At 43.8% G+C, this 18,677-nt stretch carries 19 protein-coding genes and 8 tRNA genes; 20 read left to right on the top strand and 7 right to left on the bottom strand.

What is annotated here, in order from left to right; genetic code table 11:
- Positions 1 to 10 precede the first annotated feature (10 nt).
- The 16 genes from MHN02_RS11600 (at position 11) to MHN02_RS11675 (ending at position 9,352) form a co-directional block, all read left to right on the top strand.
- Positions 11 to 958, top strand: a complete 948-nt coding sequence (locus MHN02_RS11600; RefSeq protein WP_014949014.1) for a ribose-phosphate pyrophosphokinase — start codon at positions 11 to 13, stop codon at positions 956 to 958.
- Positions 959 to 1,205: 247 nt separating this feature from the next.
- Complete coding sequence (locus MHN02_RS11605) at positions 1,206 to 1,688, top strand: ribose-phosphate pyrophosphokinase (protein ID WP_239246197.1); 483 nt, start codon at positions 1,206 to 1,208, stop codon at positions 1,686 to 1,688.
- Positions 1,689 to 1,812: 124 nt separating this feature from the next.
- Positions 1,813 to 2,814, top strand: a complete 1,002-nt coding sequence (locus MHN02_RS11610) for an NAD(P)-dependent alcohol dehydrogenase (RefSeq protein ID WP_239246199.1) — start codon at positions 1,813 to 1,815, stop codon at positions 2,812 to 2,814.
- Between the two features lie 365 nt (positions 2,815 to 3,179).
- Positions 3,180 to 3,812, top strand: coding sequence for a 50S ribosomal protein L25/general stress protein Ctc (locus MHN02_RS11615; RefSeq protein ID WP_239246201.1), 633 nt, complete (start codon positions 3,180 to 3,182; stop codon positions 3,810 to 3,812).
- A 5-nt stretch (positions 3,813 to 3,817) separates the two neighbouring features.
- Positions 3,818 to 4,399 (top strand): aminoacyl-tRNA hydrolase, encoded by a 582-nt coding sequence (gene pth, locus MHN02_RS11620; RefSeq protein ID WP_014949010.1) that lies wholly within the window; start codon positions 3,818 to 3,820, stop codon positions 4,397 to 4,399.
- Between the two features lie 41 nt (positions 4,400 to 4,440).
- Positions 4,441 to 5,532, top strand: a complete 1,092-nt coding sequence (ychF, locus tag MHN02_RS11625; protein ID WP_014949009.1) for a redox-regulated ATPase YchF — start codon at positions 4,441 to 4,443, stop codon at positions 5,530 to 5,532.
- A 277-nt stretch (positions 5,533 to 5,809) separates the two neighbouring features.
- Positions 5,810 to 6,652 (top strand): peptidylprolyl isomerase, encoded by an 843-nt coding sequence (locus MHN02_RS11630; RefSeq protein WP_239246203.1) that lies wholly within the window; start codon positions 5,810 to 5,812, stop codon positions 6,650 to 6,652.
- Positions 6,653 to 6,823: 171 nt separating this feature from the next.
- Positions 6,824 to 6,900: transfer RNA gene (locus tag MHN02_RS11635), tRNA-Met, on the top strand.
- 35 nt (positions 6,901 to 6,935) lie between these two features.
- Positions 6,936 to 7,020, top strand: a tRNA-Leu gene (locus tag MHN02_RS11640).
- A gap of 4 nt (positions 7,021 to 7,024) precedes the next feature.
- Positions 7,025 to 7,100: transfer RNA gene (locus tag MHN02_RS11645), tRNA-Gln, on the top strand.
- Between the two features lie 34 nt (positions 7,101 to 7,134).
- Positions 7,135 to 7,219: transfer RNA gene (locus tag MHN02_RS11650), tRNA-Leu, on the top strand.
- Between the two features lie 2 nt (positions 7,220 to 7,221).
- Positions 7,222 to 7,297 (top strand) — tRNA-Gln (locus MHN02_RS11655).
- 52 nt (positions 7,298 to 7,349) lie between these two features.
- Positions 7,350 to 7,426, top strand: a tRNA-Met gene (locus MHN02_RS11660).
- 34 nt (positions 7,427 to 7,460) lie between these two features.
- Positions 7,461 to 7,545: transfer RNA gene (locus MHN02_RS11665), tRNA-Leu, on the top strand.
- 4 nt (positions 7,546 to 7,549) lie between these two features.
- Positions 7,550 to 7,625 (top strand) — tRNA-Gln (locus tag MHN02_RS11670).
- Positions 7,626 to 7,945: 320 nt separating this feature from the next.
- Complete coding sequence (locus tag MHN02_RS11675; RefSeq protein WP_061485388.1) at positions 7,946 to 9,352, top strand: alanine/glycine:cation symporter family protein; 1,407 nt, start codon at positions 7,946 to 7,948, stop codon at positions 9,350 to 9,352.
- Positions 9,353 to 9,524: 172 nt separating this feature from the next.
- Here the strand turns inward: MHN02_RS11675 and MHN02_RS11680 are convergent, their stop codons facing one another.
- Together MHN02_RS11680 and MHN02_RS11685 are read right to left on the bottom strand one after the other, a co-directional pair.
- On the bottom strand, positions 9,525 to 10,181 hold the full coding sequence (locus MHN02_RS11680; protein WP_239246308.1) for a cupin domain-containing protein: 657 nt from the start codon (positions 10,179 to 10,181) through the stop codon (positions 9,525 to 9,527).
- Between the two features lie 115 nt (positions 10,182 to 10,296).
- On the bottom strand, positions 10,297 to 11,091 hold the full coding sequence (locus tag MHN02_RS11685) for an SDR family oxidoreductase (RefSeq protein WP_014976145.1): 795 nt from the start codon (positions 11,089 to 11,091) through the stop codon (positions 10,297 to 10,299).
- Positions 11,092 to 11,196: 105 nt separating this feature from the next.
- Between MHN02_RS11685 and MHN02_RS11690 the strand changes: the two genes are divergently transcribed.
- Positions 11,197 to 11,541, top strand: coding sequence for a helix-turn-helix domain-containing protein (locus MHN02_RS11690; RefSeq protein ID WP_014976144.1), 345 nt, complete (start codon positions 11,197 to 11,199; stop codon positions 11,539 to 11,541).
- A gap of 11 nt (positions 11,542 to 11,552) precedes the next feature.
- Here MHN02_RS11690 and MHN02_RS11695 read toward each other — a convergent pair whose 3' ends face one another.
- Positions 11,553 to 12,176, bottom strand: coding sequence for a flavin reductase family protein (locus MHN02_RS11695; protein ID WP_014976143.1), 624 nt, complete (start codon positions 12,174 to 12,176; stop codon positions 11,553 to 11,555).
- Between the two features lie 92 nt (positions 12,177 to 12,268).
- Here MHN02_RS11695 and MHN02_RS11700 point away from each other — a divergent pair, with 92 nt between their 5' ends.
- Positions 12,269 to 12,826: an acyl-CoA thioesterase gene (locus MHN02_RS11700; protein ID WP_014976142.1), complete on the top strand. Its 558-nt coding sequence runs from the start codon at positions 12,269 to 12,271 to the stop codon at positions 12,824 to 12,826.
- Positions 12,827 to 12,895: 69 nt separating this feature from the next.
- On the opposite strand, the gene MHN02_RS11705 is transcribed toward MHN02_RS11700, so the two are convergent.
- Together MHN02_RS11705 and MHN02_RS11710 are read right to left on the bottom strand one after the other, a co-directional pair.
- Positions 12,896 to 15,460, bottom strand: coding sequence for a TonB-dependent receptor (locus MHN02_RS11705; protein ID WP_039225628.1), 2,565 nt, complete (start codon positions 15,458 to 15,460; stop codon positions 12,896 to 12,898).
- Between the two features lie 592 nt (positions 15,461 to 16,052).
- Positions 16,053 to 16,223 (bottom strand): hypothetical protein, encoded by a 171-nt coding sequence (locus MHN02_RS11710; protein ID WP_014949001.1) that lies wholly within the window; start codon positions 16,221 to 16,223, stop codon positions 16,053 to 16,055.
- A gap of 247 nt (positions 16,224 to 16,470) precedes the next feature.
- Here MHN02_RS11710 and MHN02_RS11715 point away from each other — a divergent pair, with 247 nt between their 5' ends.
- Positions 16,471 to 16,653: a hypothetical protein gene (locus MHN02_RS11715; protein WP_014976139.1), complete on the top strand. Its 183-nt coding sequence runs from the start codon at positions 16,471 to 16,473 to the stop codon at positions 16,651 to 16,653.
- A gap of 161 nt (positions 16,654 to 16,814) precedes the next feature.
- Here MHN02_RS11715 and MHN02_RS11720 read toward each other — a convergent pair whose 3' ends face one another.
- Complete coding sequence (locus tag MHN02_RS11720; RefSeq protein WP_014948999.1) at positions 16,815 to 17,366, bottom strand: carboxymuconolactone decarboxylase family protein; 552 nt, start codon at positions 17,364 to 17,366, stop codon at positions 16,815 to 16,817.
- Positions 17,367 to 17,515: 149 nt separating this feature from the next.
- On the opposite strand from MHN02_RS11720, the gene MHN02_RS11725 reads away from it, so the two are divergent.
- Positions 17,516 to 18,106 carry a TetR/AcrR family transcriptional regulator gene (locus tag MHN02_RS11725; protein ID WP_014976138.1) on the top strand — a complete coding sequence of 197 codons (591 nt, stop codon included), beginning with the start codon at positions 17,516 to 17,518 and terminating at the stop codon, positions 18,104 to 18,106.
- A gap of 77 nt (positions 18,107 to 18,183) precedes the next feature.
- Here MHN02_RS11725 and MHN02_RS11730 read toward each other — a convergent pair whose 3' ends face one another.
- A complete protein-coding gene (locus MHN02_RS11730; RefSeq protein WP_239246205.1) occupies positions 18,184 to 18,666 on the bottom strand; it encodes a hypothetical protein in 483 nt (160 codons plus the stop codon).
- Positions 18,667 to 18,677 lie beyond the last annotated feature (11 nt).

The raw sequence follows: 18,677 nt of genomic DNA on the forward strand, positions 1-18,677 counted from the left end.
GGAACCACTTGTGCCAGATATGAAGCTCTTTGCAGGTAATGCCGTACCAGAACTTGCCCAGAAAGTTGCCGATCGCCTCTACACCAAACTTGGAAATGCCAAAGTTGGCCGTTTCAGTGACGGTGAAATCAGCGTAGAAATTCATGAAAACGTCCGTGGCTCGGACGTTTTTATTATCCAGTCTACGTGTGCGCCTACTAACGATAACCTTATGGAACTTATTGTGATGATCGACGCACTACGTCGCGCATCAGCTGGTCGTATTACAGCAGTAATTCCTTACTTTGGTTATGCACGCCAAGACCGTCGTGTTCGTTCAGCTAGGGTGCCTATTACTGCGAAAGTAGTGGCTGACTTCCTGTCTAACGTTGGTGTTGACCGCGTACTTACTATCGACCTACACGCCGAACAGATTCAAGGTTTCTTTGATGTTCCGGTGGATAACGCATTCGGTACTCCTATCCTTCTTGCTGACATGGTAAGACGTGATTTTGCCGACCCTGTAGTCGTTTCTCCTGACATTGGCGGTGTTGTACGTGCACGTGCTACTGCGAAACTACTTAACGATACCGACCTTGCCATTATCGATAAGCGTCGCCCTAAAGCGAACGTGGCTCAGGTAATGAACATCATTGGTGATGTAAAAGACAGAGACTGCATCATTGTCGATGACATGATTGACACAGGCGGTACGCTTGCAAAAGCAGCAGAAGCGCTTAAAGCGCATGGCGCGCGCCGTGTTTATGCTTACGCGACTCACGCTATCTTCTCAGGTAACGCTGCAAACAATCTAAAAGAGTCTGTTATTGACGAAATTATCGTTACCGACTCTATCCCATTAAGTGCAGAGATGAAGCAAATTGGAAAAGTAAAACAGCTTACTTTATCTGAGATGCTTGCAGAAACTATTCGTCGCATCAGCAACGAAGAGTCTATTTCAGCAATGTTTGAATACTAAAATTTAAATATTGTTACTCCTACCAAAGAGCTGGCCCATGTAAGTGGCGCCGGCTTTTTTTTACCTTTCTTTTTTCTTTAAAAGCAAACTGTACCTTTGCATAGTACATCAATCCAAATACGTTCTCTTTACGTCTTAGATATATTCTATTGCCACTTTCCAACACGTTAATGTGACTTTCTTTTCATCTACTTTAGGTTTAACGTTAAGAATTGTTGCGCGTTAAAACTACTATGAAGGACATAAAATGAAAACAAAAACACTATGCCTTGTTGCAGTAATTACTGCCCTTTTAAATACAACGGGATGCTCTGGAGATGACGACTCAGTGAAGCAAGCAGAACTCGAGAAACAAGGAACTGAGATGAAAGAAAAATCTTCCACAGTTCAAGCTAATGATAAGAGTTCTATGCCCAAGGAACTGGTAGCCGAACCTGTTACCCAGGCTGAAGCAATAGAAGATAATGCAAAAGGTGAAATGACTATGAAGGGCAGTATTATTTATAAAGATCTCGAAGGCGGTTTTTACGCTTTTATTGCTGAAAACGGCGATCGTTATACGCTACATGGTTTAGATGAAACTTATCAAAAGAACGGCCTTGTTGTGGAAGTTAAAGGTACGCCTAAACCTGATATGATGACCTTTACGCAATTCGGTACGGTGCTTCAAGTATCAAGCGTTAAAGTACTCGATACCAGTAAAGTCATTGATAACCTGCAAACACAATGATCGTGAATATTGCTTTGCGTGTAGCAAATTACTTATAAAGGTAATTAAGCTAGCGATTTAGCAATTATAGAATTTTTGCTTACGCGTTAATGTTGCGAAGCAACACTTAAAAGGACGGTTATTGATGATAAATGCATATGCCGCTAAAGAAGCGGGTGGAAAACTAGAAAAGTTTCAATACGACCCCGGTAAGCTTGGTTCACATGATGTTGAAATAGACGTTGAAAGCTGTGGTATCTGCCACAGCGACCTAAGCATGCTCGATAATGAATGGGGCATGACAGAATATCCCTTTGTGCCTGGTCACGAGGTTGTCGGCACAATTAGCCAAATAGGTGAACATGTAACGTCACTTAAGTTGGGACAGCGTGTCGGTTTAGGCTGGCATTCAGGCTACTGCAATAGTTGTAGAACCTGCGAAGAAGGCGATCATAACCTGTGTGCCGATGCTACGATGACCATAGGTGGTCGTCACGGTGGATTTGCAGATAAAGTGCGCGCCCAAGCACGTGCCGTCATTCCCCTTCCCGATGCTATCGATAGCACAAAGGCAGGCCCTCTTTTTTGCGGAGGTATTACCGTCTTCAACCCATTAGTCCAGTTTGGTATTAGTCCTACCAGTGAAGTGGGTGTAGTTGGTATTGGCGGCCTGGGTCATCTTGCCCTGCAGTTTTTAAATGCGTGGGGATGTAAGGTAGTAGCGTTCACTTCAAGCGAATCTAAAAAGAAGGAAGCGCTAGAGCTAGGCGCGTCAGATACAATTAATAGCCGTGATGAAGATGAAATTAAAAAAGCGCGCGGTCGGTTTGACTTAATTATTTCAACCGTAAATGTAAAGCTTGACTGGAACTTGTACCTATCTACATTGGCACCGAAAGGCCGACTTCACTTTGTAGGCGCCACCCTTGAACCTCTAGATATTGGTGCGTTTAACTTAATCGGTGGTCAGAAAAGTGTGTCAGGTTCGCCAGTGGGAAGCCCTGCGACCATTAAAACCATGCTAGATTTCGCCGCACACCACAATATTGAACCTGTGACCGAAACCTTCAAGTTTGATGACGTAAATGAGGCAATTGCGCGATTAAGAGAAGGTAAAGCCCATTACAGAGTGGTGCTGACGAAGTAAACGCTTGTGTAAAAAGTTGCTATGTTCCCAAGGCCTGTTGACCTTGTGAAGCCATAGGAAAGAGACATTAACGGTCAAGTTAGTCTTCACAAAGTGCTTTTTCCTATAAATATGATAGAAGCGCGCCAAGGTGCGCTTCTTCTATTGTGAGCAACGTGAACACTCACATTTGCTTGGTTGGATATTTTATCTGCCTTTGTAATTGTATGTTTTGGTAGGTGGTGTTAGAATTCGCCGCCCTTGAATTTTGGGCTGGTGTTTTATTGCGCATAAAAAGTTATTTTTAAACGTAATTCACATCATTTTACAGTGGGTTTTGGTCGCAAAAGCTCACATCATTAGACTTATATTTTTGGAGACAGACAATGTCTGAAGCAAATTTCAAACTAGACGCTTCTGTTCGTACAGACCTAGGGAAAGGTGCGAGCCGCCGCCTACGTCGCGAAGATAAGCTTCCTGGTATCATCTACGGTGGTGAAGAAGCACCAGTTTCTATCACACTAGATCATAACAAAGTAAACAACTCTGCTGACTTTGAAGCGTTTTATTCTCACGTTCTTGAGATTAACCTTGACGGTAAAGTTGTTGAAGTTCTAGTTAAAGATATGCAACGTCACCCGTTCAAGCCAAAGATCACACACATTGACTTCCAACGTGTAATCGCTGGTCAAGACGTTCACACTAACGTACCACTTCACTTCGTAAATGAAGAGAAATCTGCAGCTGTTAAAGCTGGCGGTATTGCTGAGCACCACGTAACTGAAATTGAAGTTACTTGTCTACCTAAGAACCTTCCTGAGTTCATCGAAGTAGACATGGCTGGTGTTGAAATGGGTCAAACGCTACACCTTTCTGACCTAACTCTACCTGCTGGCGTTTCTTCAGTAGAACTTGCGAAGAACGACGAAGCTCACGACCTAGCGGTTGTAACTGTTAAGCCTGCTCCTAAAGCGGCTGAAGCAGAAGAAGACGGCGAAGAAGCAGCTTCTGAGGAATAATCCTCTTGGCTGATATCCGCCTTATCGTGGGTCTGGGTAATCCAGGCCCCGAATATGAAAATACCCGACACAATGCCGGTGAATGGTTTCTCAACCAACTAGCCGACACCTACAACGCCCCGCTAAAACCAGAAACCAAATTCTTCGGTAAAACTGCTCGCATTACAGTTGCAGGCAAAGATATCCGTTTGCTCTACCCCACTACCTTTATGAATAAAAGTGGACAAGCCGTAGCAGCACTGGCTAACTTTTACCGCATAGAACCAGAACAAATATTAGTAGCGTTTGACGAGTTAGATTTACCCCCAGGTGTTGCAAAATACAAAGTGGGCGGAAGCTCTAGTCAAAATGGCGTACGTGACATTGTGGCTAAAATGGGTAACAACAAGAATTTTTTGCGTTTGCGCATAGGTATTGGTCATCCAGGTCATAAAAGCCGCGTTACCGGCCATGTTCTTGGAAAACCACCAGCAGAAGAAAAAGCAGCCATTGAAAGTGCCATCGATGAAGCGGTACGTTGTACAGAAATTTTGCTGAAAGAAGACCTTAAGCAAGCACAAAACAGGTTACACTCGCACAAAGGGTAAACCTAGCCAGTTATCACTTTTCCAAACTAAGGATCCATACCATGGGTTTTAAATGCGGTATTGTTGGCCTACCAAACGTAGGTAAATCAACACTTTTCAATGCATTAACTAAAGCAGGTATTGAAGCGGCAAACTTCCCGTTTTGTACTATCGAGCCAAACACAGGTGTTGTTCCTGTGCCAGATCTTCGTTTGGACAAGTTGGCTGAAATCGTAAAACCTCAGCGCGTTATTCCTACTACCATGGAATTCGTAGATATTGCTGGCTTGGTTGAAGGTGCCTCTAAAGGTGAAGGTTTAGGAAACAAATTCCTTGCTAACATCCGTGAGACTGACGCTATTGGTCACGTAGTACGCTGTTTTGATGATGAGAACATTGTTCACGTTGCAGGTCGCGTTAGCCCTAAAGACGATATCGATGTTATCAACACCGAGCTTGCACTTGCTGACTTAGAAACAACAGAAAAAGCACTTCACCGTGTTGCTAAGCGCGCAAAAGGTGGCGATGCTGAAGCTAAGTACGAAATGAAAGTGCTTGAAAAGATTAAGCCGCACCTAGACGAAGGCTTGTTACTACGTTCACTTGAACTGACTAAAGAAGAGCTTGCGGCAATCAGCTACATGAACATGCTTACCCTTAAGCCAACCATGTACATTGCCAACGTGAATGAAGACGGTTTTGAAAACAACCCGTACCTTGATCAGGTTAAAGAAATTGCAGCAGGCGAGAATGCGACTGTAGTTGCAGTATGCGCGGCAATCGAATCTGATATTGCTGAGCTTGAAGACGACGAACGCGAAGAGTTTATGCAAGACATGGGTCTAGAAGAACCAGGTCTTAACCGCGTAATTCGTGCGGGTTACAGCCTGCTTACGCTACAAACCTATTTTACTGCAGGCGTAAAAGAAGTACGTGCGTGGACCTTCCCTGAAGGCTCAACTGCACCACAAGCGGCAGGTAAAATTCACACCGACTTCGAAAAAGGCTTTATTCGCGCTGAAATCGTAGGCTACGAACACTTTGTTGAGTTCAACGGCGAGCAAGGTGCGAAAGACGCGGGTAAATGGCGTTTAGAAGGTAAAGACTATATTGTTAAAGACGGTGACGTTATTCACTTCCGCTTTAACGTGTAATTTCTATTGTAGAAATTAGCACTGTTTACTAAAGCCACCGCAAGGTGGCTTTTTTGTTTCTAGCGAATAATTGTGAAGCGCACATAGGCCTGATATAACTAGTAAAAAACTAACGGCTTTTGTAATGACTATTAATCAGCTTTGCGCTTCACGCCCTTTAACTTGCAGCAAATCACAGCACGCCAAACGATTTTCTGTTTTAAGAACCTCAATTAAAGCGTTGTGCTTGTTAAGCCTGGCTAATTTTTCTTTTGCCAGTGAACCTCAAACTAATCCAGTGAATTCACAAATCAGTAGCGATGCTGTTGAAAAGGCACCAGCATTAGCAAGTAACACTGCCAGTTGGTATCAAGTTCCTCAGAGTAATACTGTGACGTTTAAAACTGCATATGGCGATGTAGTTATTGCGCTTCACCCTACCCTTGCACCAAAACATGTGGCCAGGTTTAAAAGTTTAATAGACGCAGGCTTTTATAACGAACAAGCATTTTATCGTGTAGTAGACGGGTTTGTGGCACAGGCAGGCAGCAACGATACGCATGACGCATCACAATTTCCGCCGAATCTGCTTAAACCTATTAACGCTGAATTTACGCAACCGCTTAATAGCAATGTAAACGTGGTTGAGAATCAGGATATGTTTGCGCCTAACACCGGATTTTTAGATGGCTTTCCAGTAGGCATTGATAAAAGCCGAAAAGAAATGTGGGGGCTTCACTGCCCAGGTGTTGTGGCGTTTGCTCGCAATAGCGAGAAAGATACAGCCAGTACGGAGTTTTATATTGTGATTGGGCAAGCACCACGACACTTAGACAGAAATATGTCGGTCGTTGGTCGCGTACTGCACGGTATGGATGTGCTTCAAAAGTTGCCGCGAGGAAATATGGACAGAGGTGGCGTTCTAGATGATATAACGCAAGAAAGCAAAATTAAGCAGGCTTTTGTGCATGCAAACAACGCGGCACCTTATTTCTTACAAACGCCGCATCATGAAGAATATAAAAAACGGGCAAACACAGGAAGAAACTTAGATAACCCGTTTTTTCATGACAATACGTATGGCCCGCGCCCTATTGACGTATGTTATTACCAAACAAAAACCAGTAACAAAGCGTGGTAAATAGCTAACTTTTTTCGTGCAAGTTGTTCAATTTCACGGCTTTTTGCGCGTATTTCGCCCTAATGCGCACACTTAATGAGCATTTAAAAAAAGTTAGTAAAAAAGGGGTTGACGGTTGCCAGTCATATACGCATAATACGCGCCACTTCCTGAGAGGGAAGAGAATAGCAAGGCTACGTAGCTCAGTTGGTTAGAGCACATCACTCATAATGATGGGGTCGCAAGTTCGAATCTCGCCGTAGCCACCAATTCTCACTTATCTCTTTTAGGAAAGTCTAGCTGCGCGGAAGTGGTGGAATTGGTAGACACGCTGGATTTAGGTTCCAGTGCTTCACGGCGTGAGAGTTCAAGTCTCTCCTTCCGCACCACGACTGGGGTATAGCCAAGTTGGTAAGGCAGCGGGTTTTGATCCCGCCATTCATAGGTTCGAGTCCTGTTACCCCAGCCATTCTTTTTGAATGACTATTATAGCTAGCGTCTACGCGGAAGTGGTGGAATTGGTAGACACGCTGGATTTAGGTTCCAGTGCTTCACGGCGTGAGAGTTCAAGTCTCTCCTTCCGCACCATTTGGGGTATAGCCAAGTTGGTAAGGCAGCGGGTTTTGATCCCGCCATTCATAGGTTCGAGTCCTGTTACCCCAGCCAAATTCTTGAGAAGCCGCTCATCGAGCGGCTTTTTATTGAAGATAAAAGTTTAGGCTACGTAGCTCAGTTGGTTAGAGCACATCACTCATAATGATGGGGTCGCAAGTTCGAATCTCGCCGTAGCCACCAACTTTTACTTATTCCTTAATTGGAAGTCTACATTGCGGAAGTGGTGGAATTGGTAGACACGCTGGATTTAGGTTCCAGTGCTTCACGGCGTGAGAGTTCAAGTCTCTCCTTCCGCACCAATATTGGGGTATAGCCAAGTTGGTAAGGCAGCGGGTTTTGATCCCGCCATTCATAGGTTCGAGTCCTGTTACCCCAGCCATATTCTTGAAAAAGCCGCTCTTTTGAGCGGTTTTTTTGTTTGTACTCTCGTATTGTTCAGCAAATGTGTTCTTCTCCCCCATGAATGAATAAATTTGCTATATGCGAGCATAAAACGTCATAGTTTCAGTACGTTTTCATTGTCCAATCATTTAATTGTCGTGCTAGTATTGGTTTTTTATCGATATAGCTCGGCTTATTCCAAGGTTTAGCAAATAAAAGTTTGCTTAAGCCGAAGCGTTTGTTCTGACAACGCACCTGTCATGTTCAGTTCATTTCTACACGCCGAGCAATAATTAAAACAATAACGAAGGAAAGTGCGTGATAAACGAATTCGTTTCATTAGTTAACAATATTCTTTGGGGAGACGGTCAGGTACTTATCATTATGCTGCTTGCATGTGGTATCTGGTTTACCGTTAAACTTGGCGGTGTGCAGCTTAGGCACTTCGGCCATATGTTCAGCCTACTAAAGGGCAGTAACACTTCTACTAAGGATGGGATCAGTTCATTCCAAGCTTTATGTACCAGCTTATCGGCTCGCGTAGGCACGGGTAACTTAGCTGGCGTCGCGGTTGCTATATCTCTAGGCGGTGCTGGCGCTATTTTTTGGATGTGGATGATTGCCCTTTTAGGTATGGCCACTGGCTTTGCCGAAAGTGTACTAGGTCAGCTATATAAAGTCCGTGACGAAAACGGCGAGTTCCGTGGCGGTCCCGCTTATTACATCAAGCAGGGTTTGAACAAAACCTGGCTTGCAGTCGCATTTTCTCTATGTTTGTTCTTTGGCTACGGCTTTGTCTTTAGCGCCGTTCAAGCCAATACTATTACCGATGCATTAAACAATGCATACTCATTCCCCACGGAATATGTAGGCCTAGCCATTATTGCACTGGCAGCCTTAATCGTCGTGGGAGGCCTTAAAAGCATTGCGCGCTTTGCCGAGTTTGTGGTGCCATTTATGGGAATAGGCTACGTGCTTGTGGCTTTGGCTATTACCTTCATTAATATTTCCGAACTGCCAGCCATGCTGCTCGATATCGTTAAATCAGCATTTGGCTTGCAGGAAGCTGGCGCTGGTGCACTCGGTGCGGCCATTAAAAATGGTATTCAGCGCGGGCTTTATTCAAACGAAGCAGGCAGCGGCTCTGTACCGCACGCTGCGGCGAGTGCTGTGCCAAACCCTAATCACCCCGTATCACAGGGTTACATTCAGATGCTAGGCGTTTTCTTAGATACACTCGTGCTATGTACGTCTACTGCCTTCATCATTTTACTTGCTGGCGGTTCAAGCTCTGATCAAATGGAAGGCATACGCCTAACCCAAGATGCGATGAGCAGTCACCTAGGCGAAGGCGGTACTGATTTTGTGGCTGCCGCCATCAGCTTATTTGCATTCACGTCTGTAGTGGCAAACTATGCCTATGGCGAGAGTAATCTGCACATGTTCAAGCTAGATAATAAAATAGGCCGTGCAGTTTACACTATTGGTTATTTAGGCATGATTTACTGGGGCGCACAGGCAGCCCTACCTCAGGTATGGGCCATGGCCGATATGGCGTTGGGCCTAATGACGGTGATAAACATCATTGCTATTGTATGGATGACCCCTACCATTGTGTCTATCAGCAAAGACTACTTTAAGAAAAAAGACACCGGCGCAAACATGGAATACAAAGCGGGCGACTGTGAAATACAGGGTAAGTCAGAAGAGGGTATTTGGGATTAAGTCCGGCTTTTACTAGGTTAGTGTTTTAAAGTTAGGTGTTACCGGGCTAACTTTAATCTAGTGAGATTAAACAAAAAGAAAGGCTAACCTCGGGTTAGCCTTTTCCGTTTGTAGCAATTGACCGCAAGTAAAACACTGGTTTTGATTTACCTGCAACAAATGAAGTGGCGGCCTACAACGCTACTGGCAAATGCCCTGTCTTCACCCATATTATTGTTTCCTCATCCACGTAAGGATGATGCTGACTCATATGAGGATTGCGCAACCATGTGCCTTTTGGGTATGCACCATGTTCGTCTTTAAATGTACCCGATAGCACAAAAATTTCTTCACCTCCGAAATGCTTGTGAGGCTTAAATACCTCTCCCACGGGCCACTTAACTAGCGCCACATGTTCATGCTCAAAGTTGTGGAGCGGCATCACTTGTAAACCGCCCTGCCCTTGCAGCCATTGTGCTTTATTTGTATTTACGCGTACTTCACTCAAATCGCGCTTATCAAACTGATTCAGCTTAACCAGAATCACACAGCCTTCTTTACTGAAAGGGCTATGTTTACTGCCTGGCGGGTTACGCAAGTAAGTACCTGCAGGGTAATCACCGTGTTCATCGGAAAACACACCTTCAAGCACCAAAATTTCTTCACCATAAGGATGACTATGCTGCTTAAAGCTCGCGCCAGCTTCGTACTTCACGACGCTAGTTGTATGACCAGACTCTTTTGCTTCACGCTCTAAGGGTTTACGCCATACCGTAGAAGACGGTGACGCCTGCCACTCTTGCATTTGCGTATTAATCGCTAGGCGTTCATCAAAGTTCATATTAAGCATCATTGATAATCTCGTTTTATTTAGAGCAAGCAATTGTTACCGAATAAACGTATACATCATCTCGCTTCGTGTTATTAGAATGAAGACAAAGCAAGATAATGATACGTCCTATTTATTAGTTCCTACCTGCCATTACACCACCATCAATATCTAATACGGTACCGGTAGTCCAATTAGCTCTTTCTGATAACAGATAAAGGATGCCATGTGCCACGTCTTCTGGAGTTCCTATACGTCCTATCGGATGAAACGCATTGAAACCTTCCAATACTTCATCGGTTTGCTCTTCTGGAACGAACGCATTGTAAATAGGTGTTTTAACTACCGCTGGCGATACTGCATTTACACGTATGCCATCGTCGGCAAGTTCCATGGCCAGATGCTGAGTAAGTGAATGCAGCGCTGCTTTTGCCATGGAGTAAGCAGACGAAGGAGTCGCCTTAACGGCCTGCTTAGCCCACATAGAACCAACATTAACAATACTGCCAACACTGTGCTGAGACATTCTTTTGGCTACCGCTTGGGTGATAAAAAATAGGCTTTTATTCAAATCATGATAAACATCATAATCTTCGCATGTATGCTGTAAAAATGGCTTAGGGTTAAAATACCCTGCAGCATTTATTAAGTAATGAAAAGGTACAGCTGCATCTTCTACGTACTTTATTAATTTTTGTACGTCTGCAGGCTTATATAAGTCAACTTGGACAGCGTTTATGCTAATGGTTGAAACATTTGTGAATGTACTTACCGCTTTCACTGCTTCTTCCAGTTTGGAACCATTCTTGCCCACAAGCACAACGTTAACACCTTCATTCGCCAATAACTTAGCGGTGGCAAGACCTATACCGCTTGAACCGCCTACAATTAACGCGTTACGGTTTTCACAAAAATCATTTAAAAGTGACATTTAAAATTCCCTCACTGTTTTCAATTCGTGATAACCTTACGCCTTAGATAACTCCATGAATAGTAAGTATAATTTGGTTCAGTAAGTACTTTTAGGTACATCTTTATGAATTTTAAGGAAAAACAAATCGAGCGAAAAATACCACCTCAAGAAAGCGCGCGCATGGTAGAGACGATTTACGGCTGTAAATGGTCGCTTACCGTTTACCAACTCTTGGCAAATGGCATTAACCGCCCCGGTGAAATGGTGCGTACTGTAGACGGACTAAGCACCAAAGTATTAAATCAATGCCTGAAGAAGAACACGGAATTTGGTATTCTGAAAAAAACGGTGTATCACGAGCTCCCGCCTCGGGTTGAATACCAAGTAACAGAGTTTGGAAATAGATTTTTAGCCGTACTAGAACAAATAGAGGCCTTACAAGAAGACCTCAATAATCTATCGAGATAGCATCGCCAGCTCTATCCCTCTGGTCTTAGCATTTCGAAAAAGTTATCTCGGGAAATAGTGTAATAATCGCCTCGTCCGCCACCACGGGTAACTGGCGCACTTTTCAGCGTGCTGTAAACGCCGTTCTCTATGAGTGACTTATCAATATGTACACCCACTACTTCACCCATGATAAACCAGCTATTCACCTCCTCACCTGAGGCGGTCTTAAGCTGTACCACATCAGTTAGCTTACATTCCATGCTCACCTTACTCGCTTTTACGCGGGGAACGCTTACCACTTCACTTTCTACAGTTTGAAGCCCTGCATGGTCAAATTCACTTTCTTCAGGTGCCAGAGGTTTACTTGTCGTGTTCATTGCATCAATCAAATCTTCTGATACAAGATTCCAGCAAAACTCACCCGTTTCCTGTACGTTTACCAGTGAATCTTTCTTACTGCCTACTACTGAAAATCCGATAATTGGCGGCGTGTAGTTCAACGCATTGAAAAAACTGTAAGGAGCAAGGTTTAACACTCCCGTTTTTGATTTTGTAGAGATCCATCCGATTGGGCGCGGTGCGATGATTGCGTTAAACGGATCGTGAGCCAAGCCATGACCTTCTTTTGGTTGATAAAAATGCGTTTGTGACAAAACCATTCCTTAAAATTTGTGGTAGGGTAAATCTAATACTGATATGAACGCTTATTCGGCGCTTTTCAAGGGCTTAAGATTAAAGGTTGTTTATGACTGCACGTAATGTCGCTTTTTCAAGAACAAGACTGACTGAATTAATGGTGCCATCTTTTGCTAATTTTGGCGGTAAGGTGCATGGAGGTGTCATTTTATCGTTAATGGATAAAGTCGCCTATGCCTGCGCAAGTAAACACGCAGGAGCCTATTGTGTAACCGTTACTGTTGATGGCGTCGAGTTTTTACAGCCTGTTGAAGTGGGTGACTTACTTCACCTCGACGCTACCGTTCATTATGTCGGAAACACATCCTTGGTAGTAGGGATAAAAGTCACTACGGAAAATATAAAAACCAACGAGGTCAAACATACCAATAACAGCTTTTTTACCATGGTTGCCAAAGATGATAGCGGCACACCTGTTTCAGTCCCTGAGCTAGAGTTATCTACTCACCATGAAATGCGCAATTTCGTAACGGCTATACGCCGCAGTAAAATTCGCAAGGAAGCACAAGTTAAGCTGCAACGTGATTACGACGCTTTTATTCCCAAAGAAGACTTTGCGCTTTTAAACGAACATCGCTGTGTAGTTACCTTTGAGAAAAATGACTAAGTAACAGGTACAAAAAAAGCCAGTTGCGTATTAATCAACTGGCTTTCAGCACTCAAGAACCGGTGCTAATTAGAAGCTATACGAGACTTTTCCGTAAACAAAACGGCCTGTAAAACCGTAAGGCGAAAAGCCTGAATACGGGAATAAGCGCGAGAACGTGGTTACATCATCCACAAGTTCACGGGTTGTTTCTGGGTACACATCAAACAGATTGTTAGCACCAACAGAAACGGTAAGTCCTTCTGTTAACGCAATGCGAACGTCTAGGTCTGTGATCCACTCTGACGGAATGATTTCATTGCGTGCTTCAACTGACGATGGGTCTTCCACTTCACCATAACGAGTAGTGCGTAAGGTTGTTGTGTAGCGGTCATAATTCCACGTAACACCTAAGTTAAGTTTGCTGTCAGGCGAAGCCGTTTCGAAGCGACGTAGTTCAACATCATCGAACAAGTTAGCCTGGTCGAAGCCTGCATTTTGCAACACATCAGGTGCATCGATAACATTTGTTACCTCGTTATCGTTAAAGTTAGCACCAGCGTTAAAGTTAAACGCACCATAATCTGACGTATTAAGCGTATAGGTAGAAACGATATCAACACCTTCCGTACGCGAATCTATCGCATTTAAGAAGAATCGAGCCTGATTAGCTCCCGTACCCGCAAGTAGTGCTTCTATACCCTCACCTGATAGGTTGTTAGACAGCACGATACGATCGTCGATATCAATGCGATAAAAGTCTACTGTCAGGTTGAAATCAGCAGTTGGCGAGTAGGTAAAACCTGCACTGTAGTTATTCGATTCTTCTGCATCAAGACCTGGGCTGCCCAGCGCTTGCGCAACATCACTTGACGGCGCAAATGTCCCCGTTTCAGTTGGCTCGCCATCAACAAATACCGTCGCGATTGAGGTGAAGAATTGCTGTTGTAGCGATGGTGCTCTAAAGCCGGTTGATACTGACGCTCGAAGTGCAAATGCATCACTCAGGGTTACACGGTGAGACATTTTCCAATTAAACGTGCTGCCGAAGTCAGAATAATCTTCATAGCGCCCTGCCACTGCTACGTTCCAGTTTTCTACAACGTCAGCTTCTACATCCACATAGAAGCTATAGTTATGACGGCTGTTTTCACCTGCAGATTCTGGTGTAAAGCCTGGGAATACTTGCGAACCAGCAGCACCAAACGGGCCGTCTACCGGGTCAGTCACCACGCCGCCAGGTCCAAACGTACCTTGTATGTAAGACCCTTCTTCACCTGCAGTTATTTCATAGCTCTCATGACGATATTCTGCGCCCATGGCGAAGTTCATTTCGCTGTAGAAATACCCGGTATCTACCAAACGTGACGCGTCAGCATTCACAATTGTGGTGTTGTATTCTAGCGTACCCGCGTCAAACTCAGTTTGACTCGTTGGACCTAAAGACGTGTTTAGGGTGTTGATAACACCATACTCAAGCTCATTACCACCATGTGTTACGGACAAGTCGTAATTCCAAACATCGCCATAGCCCTTAATACCAGCAAGCAGCGACATATCGGTTATGTCAGTTTGAATAGAAGGTAGGAATCCGTCTGGATAAATTTCAACTACGTTTCGTGAATCTTGAGCACGACGGTAAAAGCCTCCGCCTACCGAATCACGAGTGCTGTAGCCTGCGGTAGTATAAAACTCAACGCTATCAGTAAGGGCTTTGCCCGCGTTTATGAACAAGGCGTAATCTTCCACCTCACCATTTCCGTAAACGTGATTGTAGCGGTTGACCGTAAGCTCACGAGGGTCTAGGTTGCCGTCCGCGTCTCGCGCATAGTTTTCTCGCTGGTCGTAGTCCGAACGGTTCGCCTGTCCACGGTCGCGGTATTCACCTGATACGTTAACAAAGCCGTCGTCTCCCCATTCGAAGCCTACGTTGCCGCGAAGGGTAAAGGTTTGTCCATCGGTTACGTCTCTGTCGCTTCCTTCAGCGAATGCTAAATTACCGTCAGCACCAACACTCACACCTTCAAGGTTAGGCACACCGTCCATTGTTGTAACATTAGCACCATACGTTGCCGACACTTCACCGCCTTCGGCAGCATCTTTCAAAACAATATTAATAACACCGGCAATGGCGTCTGAGCCGTACTGAGCCGCAGCACCGTCACGCAACACCTCAATACGCTTAATCGCATTAGCCGGGATAGCGTTTAAATCTACCGCTGAAGAGCCACGCCCCACCGAACCATTTAAATTAAGAAGCGCAGAGGTATGACGACGCTTACCATTAACTAATACCAGCGTGTGGTCTGGTGCTAAACCACGCAGCTGCGCTGGTCGTACGTGGTCGGTGCCATCGGTAATAGATGGCTGAGGGAAGTTAAAGCTAGGCAGTAACTGGTTTAAGATCATGTTGGTTTCAGTGAGCCCCGTTGCTTCTATAGATGAAGCATCGATAATGTCGATAGGTACAGGGGAGTCATTGATGGTGCGACCAACGCGACGTGAACCTACAATTTGGATTTGCTCAACATCTTGCTCATCAACAGAAGCTTGCTCCTGTGCAAGCACTGACGAAGAAGAAAAAGCCATTCCTGCAATTGCAGAAGCAATGAGGGAAAGCTTGAAAGCAGAAGCGTTAAATTTTGCCTGTTGCATTGTGTTGTTCCTGAATTCTTTTAAATTTTACTTTTCGAAGTGTGTAGTTTTGTATTTCGTGAATCAAAAACGCGTTGAAATACAATATCTTCTTTCTGTTGTTGGGGTACTGCTAAACGCCAGATTGTCTGATCAGACTTATTATTATTAGAGATGAAAAGCACGCGGTGCTTGAAGGCTGAGTAAATCACAAAAAGATTCGCTCGCACAATACTAAAGTTGTAATAAATCCTTAATATCGACGACAGGCAGAATTTTGAAGATGAAGCGACGGAATCATCTATTGCACTGGTGGTAAGAGGCGGTAGGAAGGTGCCACCTTCACAAAAGGTAATTTGGACTAGAGTACATGAAACAAAAAAAGCGCTCCGTTCAGAGCGCTTTTCAAACTAAATTTGCACTAATGAGCGCCAAATAGGCGCTTATGCTTTTTTAAGCTTCTTCTTAAGCTTTTTAAGCTTTCCTTCTTGCTTAGAAATTTTCGCCTTAGTTGCTTTAATCGCTTTTTTTAACTCTTTTTTCTTAGCCATGATGTAAATCCTTATCTTTATTTGTAGTGTTCGCTTCACTCACATAACGTTTAGCAAAGCCGCTATTGATCGCCGTGTTTGGCAATAAATTCTCGAATAAAGTGTCTAACTTCACGAGCAGCAGAAGTGTCTAGGTCTTCGCATAACGCGATAAACTGAGCACGCTCTTCGTCGTTGATTCGAATAATCATCTGACTATTCTTTTTCTTCTTTTTATTGTTTTTTTCAGACACCTTAAATCCTTGCAAAAACCAATACGTGCAGTATGTCGTTCAATGAGAATCTGCAAGTACTACCACACTATTCGAATACAAAATGTATAGCCTATGTATATACATTTCAAGGTATTTTGAACTTTTCACCCTTATTTTTCATAAAAGCGTAATGCTAGCGTCACATTAGTGACTTCAGGCTAAGCCAAAGTAATTCCAATATAAATGGAAACAACGAACTTACGTAAAATCAAAAGTGAAGTAGACCATGACACAAACACAATCTATAACTCACCTATCGTGTTTCATCGAAGCAGTAGCTATCGCTAAACAAAATAAATGCAGTAATTGCGACGATTTGAAAACACTGTTGCAGCAAAAGGGATACGAAGAGTTAGTTGCAATGGAAACCGTAGAAGAATTAAGCCCGCAGCTGCCCTTGGCGTCTTAATAGTCGTATTTTGAATAGGAATAGAAAAATGCTGTTTGCGCTTTTTATCTACACACTGTGTAGCCTACTGCTATTCAGCTTTTGCGAGATTGCTCGCAAGCGTTTGAACCAGAAACAAAAAACGGAAGCCTTGCTTCCGTTTTAAAAGAGCTATCAAATGATTATTTAGGCGACCAATCAAATTTTTTGAAAGGTTCGTCTACAGGCGTATCGGCCAAATGATTGGTATAATTACTCATCACTTTTTGCGCCAATATAAGTATGATTTCTAACAATTGCTGATGCTTGTATCCAGCACTGTAAAATGCGTCAAGCTGCGCATTATCAACATTACCTCGCCCGCGAGTTACAGCCAGCACAGTTTCTTTAAGCGTATTCAATTTGCTGTCAGACAGTGTTTCATCGTTTCGCAACTCTTCAATTAGGTCATCGCGCACTTTCATACTCTTAGCAATACCCGTGTGGGCTGGGACGCAGTAATGACACGCGTGCTCTACATTCACAGCCTGCCAAACCACCGTTAACTCTTCTGCATTGAACGATGTTTCTTGCGCTAGTTTATGCAGCACTTGATAGCCTTCAAGCAAAGTCGGCGCTTCTGCCATTACTGCATGTAGATTTGGAATCATTCCAAATGCTGCTTGCGAATTATCAAGTAAAGGCTTTGCTGCTTCTGGCGCACTCTCTTTCGTGTGTAAAGTAAAATCGCTCATGTCACTCTCCTATTGATGTGATCCAAAACTGCAAGCAACGCTTTGCGCTACTCACAACTCGTATGCCAATAATAATAGGTTTACTTGAACGATCGTTCAAGTGATAATTGAACATATGTTCAAAATATTCACGTATAAGGTATGCAGCGATGAAATATGACCACGATGAGATTATAGAAAAAGCCACTACGCTTTTTTGGCAACGAGGCTTTCAGGCGGCTGGCATGCGTGATATTCAGCAGGCATTGGATATGCGTCCTGGTAGTATTTATGCGCGTTTTCAAAGCAAAGAAGGTTTATTCAAACTTGTTGTTGAGCATTATGCAGACAACAGTGCAAAACGTTTAAAGCAAGTCACAGAAGCTCAATCACCTTTAGACGCTCTTTACCACTTTTTTGAAACAGCATTAACTGGCCCCGACGAGCAACGCTACATGCGCCAGTGCTTGCTGGTTAAGTCTATTGCAGAATTAGAACTCATTGGTGATATTGCCAAAAAAGCTGTACTTGAGAGCATGCAAACCCTTAAGGCTGGTTTTAGAAATATTATTGAAGCCTGTATCGAAAAAGGTGAGCTGCCTGAACATACGCCAACGTCAACAGCCGCAGAGTGGCTTCAAAATCAGTTCGTTGGCTTACGAGCGTTTGCCTTACTGCAAGACGATAATCAAACAACTATTAAGATGATAGACAAAGTCATTATCGACTTGAAAGGACAATGGCCACAACAAACACATTAATGTAGATGAAGGCTTACAAAAACTGACGCAGTGCATTTCATGAAAATTGCCGTGAAACCAGTTGGATGAGCCCTTGTTTACTTAAATAAGCGGTTCGGAATGAACCGATTAAACCAAGTGGAAAAACCATTTTTGTCCGTTTTCATATTAATGTAGGCTCGCTTTACCTCAACCCACTGTTCCTGGTCAACAGTCACTTTACCATCAGCAAACGGTACATATAGCTGATCGCCTTCAAAGTGGGTTCTAAATTCTAAGTAAAAGTCGCCGTGTAACTCCTCAAGTAAGGCATCGGACTCCCCCAATCCGTTGGGGAGGAAGTAATGAAACCGAGTGAGAATAAGGCTTCCTTCAGCACTTAACTGGTAACTGCCTGCATAGCCATCCCAGCAGGCAGATATCACCTCAACCTTTTCAGGGTCAGGTTTACTCTTCAACTGATAAAAGTGTTTTTCGCCTTCGTCTGCTGGATGCCCTTGCCAAATATAATAAAGGCTATAGCCTTTTAGATTAACCCACGGACATTGATTGGAGAACCCTTGCGAAAATTGTACGGTCATTCCTTTGAACC

It is taken from the genome of Alteromonas sp. CNT1-28 (assembly GCF_022348345.1).
GTDB lineage: Bacteria > Pseudomonadota > Gammaproteobacteria > Enterobacterales > Alteromonadaceae > Alteromonas > Alteromonas macleodii.